The sequence below is a fragment of the Streptomyces sp. NPDC008137 genome, assembly GCF_042957035.1.
Taxonomy (GTDB): Bacteria; Actinomycetota; Actinomycetes; order Streptomycetales; family Streptomycetaceae; genus Streptomyces.
This window is the reverse complement of the sequence record NZ_JBIBHN010000038.1, coordinates 1-15,173: the sequence shown is the minus strand read 5'-3', so window position 1 is coordinate 15,173 and position 15,173 is coordinate 1. Positions and strand designations below refer to the sequence as shown.

The following is a 15,173-nucleotide window of genomic DNA, read 5'->3' as shown; positions in this document are numbered from 1 at the left end:
CCATGAAGCAGTCAGGCACTTCGTCTCTCTTGCAGGACGCGGTGCAGGACCTCGCTTCCGGCGTGGTCTCCGCTCTTCGGAGCGGAGACCACGCTCGTGCGGCCGCCCCCGTGGCGGCCGACCCGGAAGCCGAGGGACTCGCCCTCGCGGCCGTACGTGTGCTGGGAGCCGACGCGTTGCTCCCGAGCACCCTTCTGCACAACCCGCCCCCGCCCGGCGAACTCGCCGTGTTCCGCCAGGCCGTGGAGACCTACCCGCCCGGCCCCCAGGCCGCGCCCACCGTCGTGTGGAGCCACTGGGCCATGCGACGCACACTGCTGCGGCTCGACCCGGGCCACGCCGGCGGTCCGGGCGAAGAACCCGACGCCGCCTGGCTGGAGGGCGCGAGCTGGCAGCTCCTGACGCACCAGCTCGCGGTGCTGGCCGCCCTCGCCCTGCCCGGCGAGGACAGCGCGGTCGCCCGCGCCGCCGCGCACCGGCCGGTCGACGTCGCCCGCGGCTTCGTGCGCGCCGTACGCCGCAGGGACTGGCGGCAGGCGGCCGGCGCCGGACGCTGGCTGACCCTGCTGGACGGCGTACCGCGGACGCTGGGGCTCGAGAACGGCCTGGACTTCGTGGAGCTGATGGGCGGCCAGGACCCGCTCGTGGCACTGCAGTTGAGAGCCGCCCGGCTCACCCGGACGGGAGCGTTCGTGTGAGGGACGTACGGGGACCGCGGCAGGTGGCCGAGGACGCGCTGGCGTGGGTGTCCGCGCATCGCGAGCGGTTCGCGCTGGGCGACGACGCGCTGGCCGCCGACGGAGAGGTGAACCGCAGCTGGAAACCGCTCGGGGAACTGGCCCAGGTGTGCGCGACCGTGTCCCTGCACACCGCGCCCCCGGACCCGCTCCACGCCTGCGCGGCCGACCTCATGACCTTCGCCTGGCAACAGACCGGCCGGGGAGAGCTGTTCGTGCGTCTGCAACGGCTGGAGCCCTTCGCCACCTACCCGCTGGAGGTGTACGCGGCCATGGCCGCGGCGGGCCTGCGGCACCCCGGCTACGAGGCGGCCACCGCCACGGTGGCCCGCACCCGCGGCTGGCGGCTCACCGAACAGGAGCCCACCCGGCGGCTCGGCGTCCTGAATGCCGAGAGCCGCAGCGGTATCCGGCGGTCCGACGCGATGCCGCAGGCCCTGCGGCACACCTGGCTGGCCGGACTGCCCGAGCCCTGGACCTTCGAGAAGTCCTCCGGCTACTCCCTCACCCACGTGGTCTTCCACCTCACCGACTGGGGCCGCGCCGGGCCCGGGGGCGTACCACCGGACGTCGCCGGCTACCTGGCCGACTGGCTGCCGCCCTGGCTCGACACCTGTCTGGACGCCGGGATGTGGGACCTGGGCTGCGAGCTGCTGGCCGTGGCGGCGAGCCTGCCGCTGCTGCCCGAACCCGCCGTCCTCGAGGACGCCTGGGCACGGGTCGCGGCGGTACAGCACCCCACCGGCGCGATCCCGGAGCAAGGAGGCGGAACGGACCACGACGGCGGCCCGGACTTCCTCACCCACTACCACCCCACCCTCATGGCCGCCTTCGCGGCAACCCTGACCACGGGGCGTCTCGAGGACGCAGCACGGGCGGGTGCACACCACCGGCCCGGCGGACAAGGAGTGCTGGGATGACCGACACCCGCCTGATCCACAACGTCGGAGCAGGCGCCCTGGAATGGCTGTGGGCCCACCGCGACGGATTCGCGCTGGAACCCGATGTCGACCCGGAGGTCGGCTTCCTGGAGCGCTTCAAACCCATCGGCGAACTCGCCATGATCTGCAAGGTGCTGTTCCGTGAGGGCGTGGCGGGATCGCGCCAGGCACAGCTCGCCCGCCAACTCCTCGATCACGCCTGGCGCGAGACGCTGGACGGCGGCCGCATGCTGGTGCGCGGGCAGCTCACCGAGCCGATCTCCCCCATCCCGTTCGAGGTGTACCTGCCCTTCAAGGAACTCGGCTACAGCCAGCCGGAGGTGGAGCGGGCCGCCGCCCTGAACCACCGGCTGGACAGCTGGGTGTCGTTCGAGGCGACCCCCACCCGGCGGCTCGGACTGTCCGCGTTCCAGCGCCGGTTCGGTCTCCCGCCGCGTCCTCCGGAAGCCGAACTGCGGGAGACCACCTGGCTGGCCCGCACCCCCGAGCCCTGGACGGTGGAAGGGCACATCGCCTACGACGTCACGCACAACGTGTTCCACCTGACCGACTGGGGAGAGAACCCGGACGGCCTGCCGCCCGCCACCGCCGACTACCTCGCGACCTGGCTGCCCGTCTGGATCGACGACTGGCTGGACCTGGAGCGCTGGGACCTGCTCGGCGAACTGCTGGTGGTCGACGCCTGTCTGCCCCGCCCCACCCTGGACGAGCGGGCCTGGGAGGGCTTCGCCGCCGCACAGCAGCCCGACGGGGCCATGCCGGCCCTGCGGACGATGCCCGAGGGCGCCCCCGACGAGGTGTTCGACATCGTCTACCACCCGACCCTGGTCGCCGCCTACGCCTCCGTACTGGCCACCTCCCGCTCCCTGTCCCGCCTGGCACACGCCTCATGACGACTCACCGGGACGCCTCGCGGCAGGGTGAACCGTCCGACGCCTCCCGTGCCGCGGCCGCTCACCCCGCACCGCGCGTCCGGTCGGCGGATCCTCCCCGGGAGGACGGGCCGTTCGGCGCGCGGCTCGCGGACGCCGTCACAGCGGCCGATGCCCCGGACGTCGTGTTCGCCCTCTCGCGGCACGGCCGCCGCACCGTCCTGAGCGGCGGTACCGCCCCGCCTCCGCCGATTCCCCGAGAGGACCTGCGGTACGAGATCGGCTCGGCCGCCAAGACGTTCACCGGGCTGCTGCTGGCCCGGCTGATCGACAGCGGACGGCTGTCCGGCGGTGAACCGGCCATCGCCTTCCTGGACAGGGGACGGCCCACCGGTGCCCACCCGGTGACGCTCGCCCATCTGATCACCCACACCTCCGGACTGCCCGCCCTGCCGCCCGGCTTCCTCCTCCGGGCCCTGCCCGCCTGGCACACCAACCCCTACGGCCGTTTCCCGGCCGCCCGGGTCGTCGACGCCTTCCTGCGCCACCCGCCGCGCCATCGCCCCGGCACCCGGTGGCGCTACTCCAACTACGGTGTCGCCGTACTCGGACACGCGCTCGCCGCCGCGACCGCCACACCGTGGGAAGGCCTGCTCACCGGCCAGATCCTGCACCCGCTCGGCCTGGACGGCACGACCCTGCGCGCGGACGGCTCCGGATGCGACGCACTCGGGCACGGCAGCGACGGCCGGTCACCCGTGCCCCCCTTCGACGCCGGAGGCTTCCAGGCCGCGGGCGCCGTACGGGCCACGCCGCACGACCTGCTCACCTTCCTCGAGGCCCATCTGGACCCCGCCGGGGCACCATCCCGACTGGCCGCGCCCCTGCGCGCGGTGCGCCGGCCCGTGCTCCGCCGGGGCATCGGGCACCGGCACGTCCACACCACCGCCTGGTTCTGTCACCCGACCGACGGCGGACCGCTCTACTTCCACAGCGGGGCGACCCTCGGCCAGCAGGCGTTCCTGGGCTTCCGGCCCGACACCGGCACGGCGCTGGCCGCCGTGTGCACCCGCCGCTTCCGGGGCCACGACCCGTTCCTGGCCACCGCGTACGCGCTGCTGACGGAGGACTGACGGGCCCGGCCCGGCGCCGACGGCATGTGCCGCGCCGGCGCCGGACCGCTCTGACTCTTCGTCACACCCGCTGCCACAGGGCCGGGGTGCGCGTCGGCACCCACGCGCCCTGGGCCTGGTGGGTCTGCAGGCACCGGTAGCGCACCCCACCGTGAGTCACCGTCACCCCGGCGTCGTAGACACGGCCGGCGGCCCAGGTCTGCGCCACGTTGCCCTGGGGTGCCGCCGCCGCGGCGGGGGCGGTCTTCAGGGTGAGGCCGAATGCGCTGAGCAGCGGATTGATCGGCTGGAAGAACGTCGTGCCCCCGCTCTTGCAGTCGCCCGTACCGCCCGAGGTCACGCCCTGCGCCTGGACGCCCGCGACGTAGGGGCCGCCGGAGTCGCCCGGCTCGGCGCACACCGTCGTCCGGGTCAGCCCGTCCACCCTGCCCTCGGCGTAGCTGACACTGGCGTCGTGCTGCTCGACCTTGCCGCAGTGCCACCCGCTGGTGGACCCGGAGCGGCAGACCGCGGCCCCGACGAGCGCCTGGACCGAGCCGGTGACCTGTACCTTCTGCTCGCCCTCGACCCTGACGTTCGCCGTGGTCGTCCACTGGTCGTTGACGGCCACCCACGACATGTCCTTGCCGGGGAACGTGGAGGCCTGGAACGTGCCCTGCTCGGCCTGGTCGAACCCGGTCGTCGTATCGCCCTTCTTGCCGCAGTGCCCCGCCGAGGCGAAGCCCTGCTGCAGGCCCTTGGTGACGGAGAACCCGATCGAGCAGCGGGCGCTGCCGTTGATGTAGTAGGCGTCGCCGCCGGTGAGGTCCGCGAACAGCCGCGGCCGCTCCGCCGTCACCGTGACGCCCACGCTCTTGGCGTCGAGGCCCGCGGCCTTGACGAACGCGGTGGCCGCGGCCTTGCTCCGGGCCTGCACCGCGATCCGGTTCGCGGGGATGTCGACGTACCACAGGGGCGTGTCGCTGGTGTCGGCACGGGCCGCCGCCCCGTCCAGCTTCTTCTTCGCCGCCTGGAGGTCCCGGAGCGTCTTCTTCACGACGGCGGCCTTGGCGCCCTGGGCCTTGATGGCGCGCACGTCAGCGGCGTCGGTGGTCGCCACCACCAGCTCCTGTGCCGTCGTGCCACGCAGCCAGGCCCCCGCGAAGCGGGTGCCCAGGGCGTTGCGCAGCCGCCCTGCCCGGGTGCCCGCCTCCGCCTCGTTGACCAGCCGCCGGGACGCCTGGGCCGGGGTCAGCCCGAGGTCGCGCTCCAGGGCCCGCAGCAACGGAGCCGACGGCCGGTCGGCGCCGAGGGTCTGGGCGGCCGAGGGCAGCGGGCCCGCGGGGGGCGCCGGCTCGGCCGCCACGGCGGAGGGGAGCCCGGTGGCGACGAGTGCGCCGAGTGCGGTCAGGGCCGCCCGGCGGCCGGTCACGGTGTGTCTGTGGACCATGCGAGGTGTCTCCTTCGATCACGGTGGAACTGCGGACTGCGGGAACCGGGCGTCTTACGCGGACTTCAGGCCGGGCGAACCCACCTCCGTGACGAAGGACGCGGTCGTCGAGACGGTGCCCCCGGGCTGTGTGATGGACGGGACGGTCCGGAAGTCGACCTGGGCGTTGGCGCGGCCCAGCTCCACCCGGACGTAGCCGCGCCGGCCGTCGTAGTACTTCATGTGGGGGTTGGCCCGCAGGTAGGTGTCCCAGTTGTCGGGCTTCTCCGTCCCGTTGCCGCCGCTGGAGATGGAGGTGCAGGTGAACTCCGTACCCAGCGTCCTGGACCGCGGGTCGTCGAAATCGTCCTTGATGTCGAAGGCGTACCCGACGTGCACGTCCCCGGTCAGGACCATCCAGTTGTCGATGCCCGCGGCCTTCACGCCCGCCGTGACCCGGTCGCGGGAGGCGCGGTAGCCGTCCCAGGCATCCATGGAGACCCGGGCCGGACCGGTCACGTCGAACTTGCGCTGTGAGAAGCACACCTGCTGGGGCATCACGTGCCACAGCGCGGAGGAGTTCCGCCAGCCGTCCAGCAGCCAGCGTTCCTGCGCGGCGCCGGTCAGGGTGCGGGCCGGGTCGTCCGACTCGGGGCCCGGCGCGTGCGGCCGGTCGTCGTAGGCCTGGTCGGAGCGGTACTGGCGGGTGTCGAGGAGGTCGAACTGGACGAGCGACCCCCAGTTCAGCCGGCGGTACAGCCGGGCGTCGGGGCCCTGCGGCAGCTGCTCGGCGCGCAGCGGCTGGTTCTCCCAGTAGGCCCGGTAGGCGGCGGCGCGTCGCGCCAGGAACCGCTCCGGGGACGTGCCGTTCTCGTCGAAGGCGCCCGCGTAGTTGTTCTCCGTCTCGTGGTCGTCCCAGGTGACGAGGAACGGGTGCCGGGCGTGCGCGGCGCGCAGGTCCGGGTCGTTCTTGTAGAGCGCGTAGCGCAGCCGGTAGTCCGCGAGGGTGAGCGTCTCGCGGTTGAACACGTCGGGCAGCTTGCGGTCGCTGTAGCGGCGGGCCCCGCCGGCCGAGTCCACCGGGTACTCGTACAGGTAGTCGCCGAGGTGGAACACCACGTCGACGTCCTCCTCGGCCAGATGCCGGTGGGCGGTGTAATAGCCGTCCTGGTAGGCCTGGCAGGCCACGGCGGCCAGCCGCATGCCGGCGGGGGCGCTGCCCGCGGCCGGTGCCGTACGGGTCCGGCCCGTGGGGCTGATCCAGTCGCCCACCCGGAACCGGTAGAAGTAGTGGCTGTCCGGCCTGAGGCCCTTGACGTCGACGTGCACGCTGTGGGCGTACTCGGGATGGGCCGTGGCCACACCCCGCTGCTCGACGAGCGCGAACCACTCGTCCGAGGCCACTTCCCAGGAGACGGCGACCCGCTCCTGGCCCAGACCGCCGTCCGCGGTGAACGGCTCGGGGGCCAGCCGGGTCCAGAGCAGCACCGAGTCGGGCAGCGGATCGCCTGAGGCGACGCCCAGGGTGAACGGGTCGTCGGAGACCCGGGCGGCGTCGAGTTCCGGAGCGGCGGTGGCGCCACGGGCCGGCCGGTTGGTGCTGAAGGCGAGCATCGCCGCCGCCGCGGTGACGGTCAGGAAGCGGCGGCGGGCGACGTGCGGCGCGGCGGTGCGCAATACGGCGTCGTGCGGGGAGAAGGCATGCTCGGACGGTGCATTCCGACGGCCCGTCAGCGCCATCTGGTGTCCTCTCGTACGGGGCAGGGCGCCCCGGACGGACGCGTGGGGCATCGCCGACGTGGGGAGCGCGGAGCATGCATGCTAAGCAGACAAAATGCCTGAAGCGGGCGCGACCTGCGGGGCGTTCACACCAGAGGCGGTACGCGGACGACGCCTCGTGTCACCCGTCACGAACACGGAACACGAAAAGCGCCGCCGGCGTGGGCCGGCGGCGCGGGGCGAGCGGGGAATCCCGGGGGTTAGCGGGCGGCCCGGGCGGCGGCCCCGGTGGCCGCGTGGTCACGGACCGGCAGATGGTAGACGTGGAAGGCCCGCCCGATGACCGGCTGGGCGACATTGCGCACCCGTACGCCGCCGCTCGTCATGCCGTGCTCCGTGCCGGCGTGCGCGTGCCCGTGCACCGCGAGGTCGGCACCGGCCGTGTCGATCGCCTCGGCCAGCAGATAGCTGCCCAGGAACGGATGGATCTCCAGCGGTTCGCCGGCCAGCGTGTCCGGGACGGGGGAGTAGTGGGTGAGGGCGATCCGCGCGTCACAGCCCTCCTCGCCGAGCCGTTCCAGGGACGCCCGCAGGCCGTCGGCGCAGCGCCGCGCGTGCCTGACGAACTCCTTCATGACCGGCTCGCCGAACTCCCCGGCGCAGCGGCCGACGAAGCCGCCGCCGAACCCCTTGGTGCCGGCCACGCCGATACGCGCCCCACCGCACGGCAGGACCGTCCCCTGGCCTTCGAGGACATGGGCGCCGGCGTCCCTGAGCACGGCCGTGACCTCGTCGGGCCTGTCGTCGTGATGGTCGTGGTTGCCCAGGACGGCGACCACCGGGACCCCGAGGCCCTGGATCTCCCGGGCCACCACCATGGCCTCCTCGGGAGTGCCGTGCCGGGTCAGGTCCCCGGCCAGCAGCAGGAGGTCGGCGCACTCGGGCAGGGTCTCGAAGGCGGGCCGGAGCACACCCTGGCTGTCGGGCCCCATGTGGATGTCTCCGACGGCTGCGACGCGGATCATGAGAGCTCCTCCGCGTGGTCGGGGGAGGACGCCTCGGTGACCACGAGGTCGCTGTGGACCGGGATCCCGGCGAGCTCCTCGCGGGCGGTGCGCACGATCTCCTCGCGGCAGGGGGCCGAGGGCACGGTGCCGGTGAGCACCACCGTCCGGCCGCGGGCCTCGACCCGTACGCCCAGTTCGCCGAGTTCACCGGAGGCGAGGCGGTCCTGGAGGTGGGCGATGCGGTAGTCCAGGTTCTGCGCCGGCGGCGCGCCGCCCGTGCCCTGCGGGCCGTGGGTGCTCATGAGTGCTCCTTCAGATGACGTTCAGGCGCTCCAGGAGGAAGAAGAAGGCCGCGGGCATGGGCGCGTCCCCGCACTCGCGCCGCACCCGCTCCCAGTCGACCTTCTCCCGCAGGGCGCGCGCGATGGGGAGGGCGGCACCGAAGTCGCAGTGGTGCTCGGAGAAGGCGGCGGCCAGGCTCCACAGCAGATCCGTCGGGGCCAGCACGGGCATGCGCACCGAGTCGACCGAGATCTCCTCCGCGCGCTCCAGCATGTCCTGGCCGACCGGCCGGTCCGCCAGCTCGAAGATGATGTCCACGGGCTGGCCGAAACACGTGGCTTTGATCAGCCAGTCCTCCGGCGGCGTGTAGACGGTCAGTCCCGCGTCCCGGAGCGTGACCGCCACCGCCTCGGCGTCCTCGGGGCGGACGGCGAAGTCGACGTCGTGCCGGAGGTTCTTCTCGCCGCCGTGCGCGTAGACGGCCACGCTCCCGGCCAGCGCGAAGAGATGCCCCTTCCGCTTCAGCAGGGAACCCACCTGCTTGGCCGCCTCCAGAATCGCCTGATTGCGGTCCAGGGGCAGTTCGTGCGGCGGTTCACCGGCCTGCGGGTCCTGGGGTGGCGCGGGCTCGCCCCGGTCCGGGGCCAGTCGGAGGTCGGGTATGCCCGGCCGCCGGACGAGCGTCGCGTCATCACCGTTCTCCGCCATGACCACTCCATTCGCCGAACCGGACACTCCGCCGCCGTACGGTGCCCGGACCCCCTCAGGGCCCCGTGCCCGCACTGAGTACCCAGCGCGCCCGTGCCGACACGGAAGGCTGCGGCCCCTGTTCCGGCCGAACAAGACAAGCGCTGCCTCCATCGAAGACGGAATATGGTGCGAAGAGCTGGAAAATCAGTTGAAGTCGGATAAAAGCGCGCCTGTGGAGGTCGACATGACCCAGGAGACATCACGTTCGTCCGATCTTCCGCAGCCGTTGCGGGCAGTCGCCTCCGGCCTCCGGCATCTGCCGGGCGCGGAGCAGGTGGGGAAGGTGGCCGGAGGAGCCCTGGACAAGGTCGGCGCGGTGTCGCCGCGCGGCCGCCGGATGGCCGTCTACGCCGGGGCCGGTGTGCTCGGTGTGGCCGGAGTGGTGGAGTGGCCGGTGGCGCTGACCGGCGCCGCCGTCGCCTGGCTGACACGGCCCAGGCCCGGACAGAAGCCCGACGGCGCGTCACCGAACGGCGGCACGCGGACCGCCCGGACCGTTGAACGCGGCAAGGGAACCGGCGCCCACGACAGGCCGGACGACGAGGACACCTCCGGGTACGGCCCCGGCGGCAGACTCGCCTCGTCCCACTACCGGAACGACCGGCCCGAACAACACGTCCACGAACAGCCCGCCAAGGTGGGCGACACCGCCACCGCCTCCGCGCTGAAACAGGTCGCCGAGGCCACCGCGCACCACGAAGCGCACGGCGAGGAACCGGACCGGACACACGTCCACCCGCACGGACACGACAGCCGGCCGGCCGGCTGAGTCGGGACAGCGGCAGATGCTCACACGCTTCGACGTCGCCCCGCTCGTCGGGGCCGTGGCCGGGGCGGCCGCAGGGGCCGTCCGCGGCACCGCCCAGGGCTTGACGTCCGTCTACGACACCACACGCCGCGTGCGCAACGTCGCCCGCAACGCCCTCACCGGCGGACAGCACTGGAAGGCGGGGCAGCACGTCCACCTCTCCCTGCGGAGTTCCGACGGCGAGGCCGGCGCCCTCGCCCGCGAGATGGCCGGGGAACTCCTCGATCACCCGGACGTGCTCATGGCGTACTGGGACGAGGGGCTGTCCCGCATGGTGATCACCGTGGCCGAGGAGGCCGCCACCGACCGTGTCACCGAGCGGGCCACCGCACTCGCCGCCCGTTTCGGCCTGGACGAGGGTGCCGATCCGAACGCCCGGGACACCAGCCACCCCGGCGACCCCACCGAGGTGCGCGTCACCGCCGCGGCGATCCTGCTGGACGCCGCCGGCGCGGCAGGCGCCCTGGCCGGCCGGTCCCTGCGGCTGCAGCCCACCTCCCGCATCATCACCGCGACCGTCACCCTGCTGCGCGAGAACCCCCGCTTCCGGGCCCTGCTCCGGCAGCGCTTCGGCACCTCCGGCATGGAACTCGTCCTCGCCGCCGCCAACGCCGCCGCACACGGCGCCGGCCAGACCCCGCTGGCGCTCCTGCTCGACGGCGTCCTGCGCGGCACCCAGCTCACGGAGGCCGTGGCCAGAGCCGCGGCCTTCGAGGCACTGCACGACGACATCGTCCACGAACGGCGCACCAGCCTGCCCTGCCCACCGGACACCCGGCCGCCGCTCAAGGTGACGCCCGCCGCGGAGTACGCCTCCCACGCCAGCACCGGCAGCGTCGCCGGCGCCGCCGCCACCCTCCTCGTCACGCACCGGGCGAGCGACGCGGCCGAAGCGATCCTCGCCGGATCCCCCAAGGCGGCCCGGTACGGACCGGCCGCCTTCGGCGCGACCCTCGGCACCTTCCTCGCCCACGCCGGGATCCTCCTGCGCAACGGAGAGCGCCTGCGACAGCTGGAGATCGCCGACGCCCTGGTCCTGCACGCCGACGCCCTGCGCAGCCGGCGGGAGGACACCGAGGACGACCCCGACGGGCTGCCCGACGACCCGGTCCACCCCTTCGCCGAGGCCGTCCTGGACGCCGCCCGCAGGGCAGGACTGCACGTCGTGATCGCCGGCGGCTCCGACCTGAAGGACACCACCCGGCTCGCCGACGAGGTCGCCCCGGGCACCAAACCGTTCGGAGACGTCGTACGGGACCTGCAGAAGGACGGCCACGTGGTGGTGACCGTCGCCCGCCTCACGGAGTCCGGCGACGGCCACGTGGCGGCCGGACTGCCCGCGGGCGACGTCGCCATCGCCCTCACCGACGGGCGGGCCGCCGTCTCCTGGGGCGTCGACGCGCTGGCCCCGGGCGGCCTCGCCGACGTCTGGCGACTGCTCACGGCGATCCCCGCGGCCCGGCGCGTCGGCCGCCGGTCGCAGACACTGGCCCGCGCGGGCGCCGCCCTCTCGGGGCTCCTGGTCGCCCGCGGCGGACAACGCCTGGGCCGACTCGGCATGTGGCCCCTCACCCGGCACGCCCCCGTCAACATCGCCGCCGCGGGCGCCCTGCTCACCGGCTGGCTCGCGGGCATCCAAGTGGCCCGGGCCACCCCGCCCCCGCCACGACTGCACATCCCCTGGCACGCCCTGGAACCCCACGAGGCCCGCGACCGGCTGGGACGCACCAGGCGCGACGGCGAGCCCCGCGGACTCGCCCTGCTCGCCGACCGCTCCAGGCAGCAGGCCGGCCGTCTGATCCGCCACCCGGCCGTGACCCCGGCCCGCTGGACATGGCAGGCGGCCGGTGCCGTACGCCGCGAACTCGACGATCCGCTCACCCCCGTCCTGGCCACGGGCGCCGTCGCCTCCGCACTGCTCGGCTCGCTCGTCGACGCCATGCTCGTCGTGGGCGCCATGGACCTCAACGCCGTGACCGGCGGACTCCAGCGGATGCGCGCCGAACAGGCACTGGCCCGGCTGGCCGCCCGGCAGCAGCCCAAGGCCCGCAAGCAGGACGGCCACCGGCGCACCGTCACCGTCGACGCCGCCCGGCTGCGGCCCGGCGACGAGATCAGCCTCGGCGCCGGCGACGTCGTACCCGCCGACGCCCGGCTGCTGGAGGTTGACGGCCTCGAGGTCGACGAGTCGGCACTCACCGGCGAGTCCCTGCCCGTCTCCAAGGCCGTCGACGCCACGCCCGGACTGCCGGTGAGCCAGCGCGCCTGCATGGTGTTCGAGGGCACGACCGTCGTGGCCGGACGCGCCACCGCGCTCGTCGTCGACACCGGCGACCAGACCGAGGCGGGCCGCGCCGTCACCCTCGCCGCCCGCACCCCGCCGCCCGCCGGCGTCCAGGCCCGGCTGCAGGAACTGACGCGCAAGGCACTGCCGGTGACCTTCACGGGCGGCGCCGCGGTGACCGGACTGTCCCTGCTGCGCGGCAGCCCCGTGCGGCGCGCCGTCAGCGGCGGTGTCGCCGTCGCCGTCGCCGCCGTACCGGAAGGACTCCCGCTCGTCGCCACGGTCGCGCAGATGGCGGCCGCCCGCAGGCTGTCCCGGCGCGGCGTCCTGGTCCGCACCCCGCGCACCCTGGAGGCGCTCGGGCGGGTCGACACCGTCTGCTTCGACAAGACCGGCACCCTCACCGAGAACAGACTGCGCCTGGTCCGCGTCGCCACCGCCGACGGCACCGTCCTGAAGACCGGCTCCGAACAGGCCCTGCCCGTCCTGCGCCTGGCCGCACGCGCGTGCCCGCAGGAGGAGACAGGGCAGGGCCGCCGTGTCGCGCACGCCACCGACGAGGCCGTCCTCGACGTGGCCCCGCCCGACGAGGGCTGGACCCCGACCGGCGAGCTGCCCTTCGAGACGCGGCGGGGCTATGCCGCGGCGATCGGCCGCGACGGCGACCCGGACTTCGGGGAACTCCTCGTCGTCAAGGGCGCCCCCGAGACGATCCTGCCCGCCTGCCGGAACCTGCCCGGCCACGCCAGGGACACCGCCCACGAACTGGCGGGCCAGGGACTGCGCGTCCTCGCTGTGGCCCGGCGCCCCTGCCGGGCCGACGACGCCGAAGCAGAACTCGACGCGCCACTCGCGGACCTGGAGTTCAGCGGCTTCGTCGCCCTCGCCGACGTCCCGCGCGACACCTCCCACGCACTGCTCGCGGAACTCCGCCGCTCCGGCATCCTGCCCGTCATGCTCACCGGCGACCACCCCGAGACCGCCCGCGCCATCGCCCTGCAACTGGGCTGGCCGGAGGAGACCGAGGCGGTGACCGGAGACGAACTCGTGGCGATGGAACGCCGCGAACGCGTCCGGGTCCTGCGCGGCGCGGGCGTCATCGCCCGGGTCGCACCCGAGCAGAAGCTGCACGTCGTCGAGGCCCTGCAGCAGGCCGGACGAGTCGTGGCGATGGCCGGCGACGGCGCCAACGACGCCGCCGCCATCCGCGCCGCCGACGTCGGGGTCGGCGTCGAGTCCCGCGGCTCCGCGGCCGCCCGCAACGCCGCCGACCTCGTGCTCACCACCGGCGACCTGTCCGTCCTCGTGGACGCGGTCGCCGAGGGCCGAGCGCTGTGGCGCAGCGTCGCCGACGCGGTGAGCATCCTCATCGGCGGCAACGCCGGCGAGGTCGGCTTCAGCGTCCTCGGCACCCTGCTGGCCGGCGCCTCACCCCTGTCGACACGTCAGCTGCTGCTGGTCAACCTGCTCACCGACATGTTCCCGGCCATGGCGGTGGCGGTCACGCCGAGCGACGACCCCTCGACGGCGGAGCACGCCGCGACCGGCCCGATGGGCCTCGACGTCCTGGGCGCCCCGCTGCTGCGCTCCATTCGCCGCCGGGGCCTCACCACCTGCCTCGGCGCGGTCACGGCGTACCTCATCGGCCGCCTCACCCCGGGCACCGAACGCCGGTCCACCACCATGGCCCTGTGCGGCGTGGTCGGCGCCCAGCTCGTGCAGACCCTCTCCGGCCGCCGCCGCAGCACGCTGGTGTGGGTGACGGCCCTCGGCTCGGCCGCCGTACTCGCGGCACTCGTCCAGACCCCCGGCGTCAGCCACTTCTTCGGCTGCACCCCGCTCGGCCCGGTGGCCTGGGCGGGCGTGGCCCTGGCCATCGCCCTCTCGGCCCTGGCCCCGCGTCTGGAACGCCTCAGGGCCGTCCACCTGCTCTACGAGGCCGTGACACGCCTCGCCCGGCGCCTGGGTGACCTGACCCAGCAAGCCCGGGAGCTGCTGCAGAGCGGGATCGCCCGGCCGGTGGTGGCGTAGCGGGCGATCCCGCACGGCGGACGGCGACCACCGGCTCAGACCGCGCCGCGCCAGGCGCCCGTCTCCGACCCGCGGGTCTCCATGAACTGCTTGAACCGCCGCAGGTCACCCGAGACCTGCCGCTTGACGAACCCGAGCTTGTCGCCGACGGTCTCGGTCAGCCCGACGGGGTCGAACTCCAACTGCAGCATGACCTTGGTCGTGTCGTCCTGGATGCGGTGGAAGGTGACCACACCGGCCTGCCTGGCCTCTCCGCCCACCGTCGTCCACGCGACGCGCTCGTCGGGAACCTGCTCGGTGATCTCCGCGTCGAACTCCCGTTCCTGGCCGCCGACCTTCGTCACCCAGTGCGTCAGCGTGTCGGTGCGCTGCTCGATGCGCTCCACGCCTTCCATGAACCGGGGAAAGTCCTCGAACTGGGTCCACTGGTTGTAGGCCGTGTGCACCGGGACGCGGACCTCGATGGATTCCTCTACCTGCGACAAGGCGGTACCTCCCTTTCTCGTACGGAGAGCGACGGACGGGTACCGGATCTCGCGCCGGTCACTCATGCTCCTCACGACTTGTAGGGTCGGATGCCGTGGCCACCTTGCTGATCGTCCATCACACGCCCTCGCCCAACTGCCAGGCGATGTTCGAAGCCGTCGTCTCCGGGGCGACGGACCCCGAGATCGAGGACGTCCGGGTCGAACGCCGGCCGGCGCTGTCCGTCACCGCCTCCGACGTCCTCGCGGCAGACGGCTACCTCCTCGGCACCCCCGCCAACCTCGGCTACATGTCGGGCGCCCTCAAGCACTTCTTCGACCAGGTCTACTACCCGTGCCTGGACGCGACGCGCGGCCGGCCCTTCGGCTTCTACGTGCACGGCGGGAACGACGTGACCGGAGCGGTGCGGGGCATCGAGTCCATCACGACGGGCCTCGGCTGGCGCCGCACCGCCGAGGCCGTGACCGTGACGGGCGAGCCGGACAAGGGCGACCTCGAGAAGTGCTGGGAACTGGGCGCCACGGTCGCCGCCGGGCTCATGGGCTGACAGACCTAGGGCCTGTCGTTTGGATCACGGCGCAGGGAATCGGCAGCACTTCTTCGACGCCGGTGAGCGGGGCCTGGTGCGTGCAGCTGCAAGGCGGAGGAGGGAGTCGACGCGATGGGGGCCCCGCCCGCGCGAGCGAAGCCGAGCGTGGGGGAGTCGGCGACCGAC

Annotated in this window: 13 protein-coding genes; 7 read left to right on the top strand and 6 right to left on the bottom strand. The window is 73.8% G+C overall.

Annotation, left to right across the window (positions count from 1 at the left end; genetic code table 11):
• Positions 1–2 precede the first annotated feature (2 nt).
• Genes ACFZBT_RS36390 through ACFZBT_RS36375 form a run of 4 tightly spaced genes read left to right on the top strand, consistent with a single transcriptional unit; the run spans position 3 to position 3,683 of the window.
• A complete protein-coding gene (locus ACFZBT_RS36390; RefSeq protein ID WP_391113307.1) occupies positions 3–698 on the top strand; it encodes a hypothetical protein in 696 nt (231 codons plus the stop codon).
• Positions 695–1,657, top strand: a complete 963-nt coding sequence (locus tag ACFZBT_RS36385; protein WP_391113304.1) for a DUF6895 family protein — start codon at positions 695–697, stop codon at positions 1,655–1,657. Before ACFZBT_RS36390 ends, ACFZBT_RS36385 begins: the two co-directional genes overlap by 4 nt.
• A complete protein-coding gene (locus tag ACFZBT_RS36380) occupies positions 1,654–2,571 on the top strand; it encodes a DUF6895 family protein (protein ID WP_391113301.1) in 918 nt (305 codons plus the stop codon). Before ACFZBT_RS36385 ends, ACFZBT_RS36380 begins: the two co-directional genes overlap by 4 nt.
• The gene (locus ACFZBT_RS36375) at positions 2,568–3,683 is read left to right on the top strand and encodes a serine hydrolase (RefSeq protein ID WP_391113298.1); all 1,116 of its coding nucleotides are present in this window, start codon (positions 2,568–2,570) and stop codon (positions 3,681–3,683) included. Before ACFZBT_RS36380 ends, ACFZBT_RS36375 begins: the two co-directional genes overlap by 4 nt.
• Positions 3,684–3,744: 61 nt before the next feature.
• Here ACFZBT_RS36375 and ACFZBT_RS36370 read toward each other — a convergent pair whose 3' ends face one another.
• From ACFZBT_RS36370 to ACFZBT_RS36350, 5 genes are all read right to left on the bottom strand, one after another.
• Positions 3,745–5,112, bottom strand: a complete 1,368-nt coding sequence (locus ACFZBT_RS36370) for a carbohydrate-binding protein (protein ID WP_391113295.1) — start codon at positions 5,110–5,112, stop codon at positions 3,745–3,747.
• Positions 5,113–5,166: 54 nt separating this feature from the next.
• On the bottom strand, positions 5,167–6,831 hold the full coding sequence (locus ACFZBT_RS36365; RefSeq protein WP_391113293.1) for an alkaline phosphatase D family protein: 1,665 nt from the start codon (positions 6,829–6,831) through the stop codon (positions 5,167–5,169).
• Positions 6,832–7,070: 239 nt separating this feature from the next.
• On the bottom strand, positions 7,071–7,835 hold the full coding sequence (locus tag ACFZBT_RS36360) for a metallophosphoesterase (RefSeq protein ID WP_391113290.1): 765 nt from the start codon (positions 7,833–7,835) through the stop codon (positions 7,071–7,073).
• Entirely contained in the window at positions 7,832–8,119 is a 288-nt protein-coding gene (locus ACFZBT_RS36355) for a BON domain-containing protein (protein ID WP_391113287.1), read from the bottom strand. The genes ACFZBT_RS36360 and ACFZBT_RS36355 overlap by 4 nt, the downstream gene beginning before the upstream one ends.
• Before the next feature lie 10 nt (positions 8,120–8,129).
• Positions 8,130–8,807, bottom strand: a complete 678-nt coding sequence (locus ACFZBT_RS36350) for a nucleotidyltransferase family protein (RefSeq protein WP_391113284.1) — start codon at positions 8,805–8,807, stop codon at positions 8,130–8,132.
• 226 nt (positions 8,808–9,033) lie between these two features.
• Here ACFZBT_RS36350 and ACFZBT_RS36345 point away from each other — a divergent pair, with 226 nt between their 5' ends.
• Both ACFZBT_RS36345 and ACFZBT_RS36340 read left to right on the top strand, forming a co-directional pair.
• Positions 9,034–9,618, top strand: coding sequence for a hypothetical protein (locus ACFZBT_RS36345; protein ID WP_391113281.1), 585 nt, complete (start codon positions 9,034–9,036; stop codon positions 9,616–9,618).
• A gap of 16 nt (positions 9,619–9,634) precedes the next feature.
• Complete coding sequence (locus tag ACFZBT_RS36340) at positions 9,635–13,972, top strand: HAD-IC family P-type ATPase (RefSeq protein ID WP_391113278.1); 4,338 nt, start codon at positions 9,635–9,637, stop codon at positions 13,970–13,972.
• Between the two features lie 35 nt (positions 13,973–14,007).
• On the opposite strand, the gene ACFZBT_RS36335 is transcribed toward ACFZBT_RS36340, so the two are convergent.
• Positions 14,008–14,457 (bottom strand): SRPBCC family protein, encoded by a 450-nt coding sequence (locus tag ACFZBT_RS36335; protein WP_391113276.1) that lies wholly within the window; start codon positions 14,455–14,457, stop codon positions 14,008–14,010.
• 95 nt (positions 14,458–14,552) lie between these two features.
• Between ACFZBT_RS36335 and ACFZBT_RS36330 the strand changes: the two genes are divergently transcribed.
• Positions 14,553–15,005, top strand: a complete 453-nt coding sequence (locus ACFZBT_RS36330; RefSeq protein WP_391113273.1) for an NAD(P)H-dependent oxidoreductase — start codon at positions 14,553–14,555, stop codon at positions 15,003–15,005.
• Positions 15,006–15,173 lie beyond the last annotated feature (168 nt).

Coding starts and splice junctions, on each gene's coding strand:
- ACFZBT_RS36390 (WP_391113307.1), top strand. CDS start 3: ATGAAGCAGTCAGGCACTTCGTCTCTCTTGCAGGACGCGGTGCAGGAC.
- ACFZBT_RS36380 (WP_391113301.1), top strand. CDS start 1,654: ATGACCGACACCCGCCTGATCCACAACGTCGGAGCAGGCGCCCTGGAA.
- ACFZBT_RS36375 (WP_391113298.1), top strand. CDS start 2,568: ATGACGACTCACCGGGACGCCTCGCGGCAGGGTGAACCGTCCGACGCC.
- ACFZBT_RS36370 (WP_391113295.1), bottom strand. CDS start 5,112: ATGGTCCACAGACACACCGTGACCGGCCGCCGGGCGGCCCTGACCGCA.
- ACFZBT_RS36365 (WP_391113293.1), bottom strand. CDS start 6,831: ATGGCGCTGACGGGCCGTCGGAATGCACCGTCCGAGCATGCCTTCTCC.
- ACFZBT_RS36360 (WP_391113290.1), bottom strand. CDS start 7,835: ATGATCCGCGTCGCAGCCGTCGGAGACATCCACATGGGGCCCGACAGC.
- ACFZBT_RS36355 (WP_391113287.1), bottom strand. CDS start 8,119: ATGAGCACCCACGGCCCGCAGGGCACGGGCGGCGCGCCGCCGGCGCAG.
- ACFZBT_RS36350 (WP_391113284.1), bottom strand. CDS start 8,807: ATGGCGGAGAACGGTGATGACGCGACGCTCGTCCGGCGGCCGGGCATA.
- ACFZBT_RS36345 (WP_391113281.1), top strand. CDS start 9,034: ATGACCCAGGAGACATCACGTTCGTCCGATCTTCCGCAGCCGTTGCGG.
- ACFZBT_RS36340 (WP_391113278.1), top strand. CDS start 9,635: ATGCTCACACGCTTCGACGTCGCCCCGCTCGTCGGGGCCGTGGCCGGG.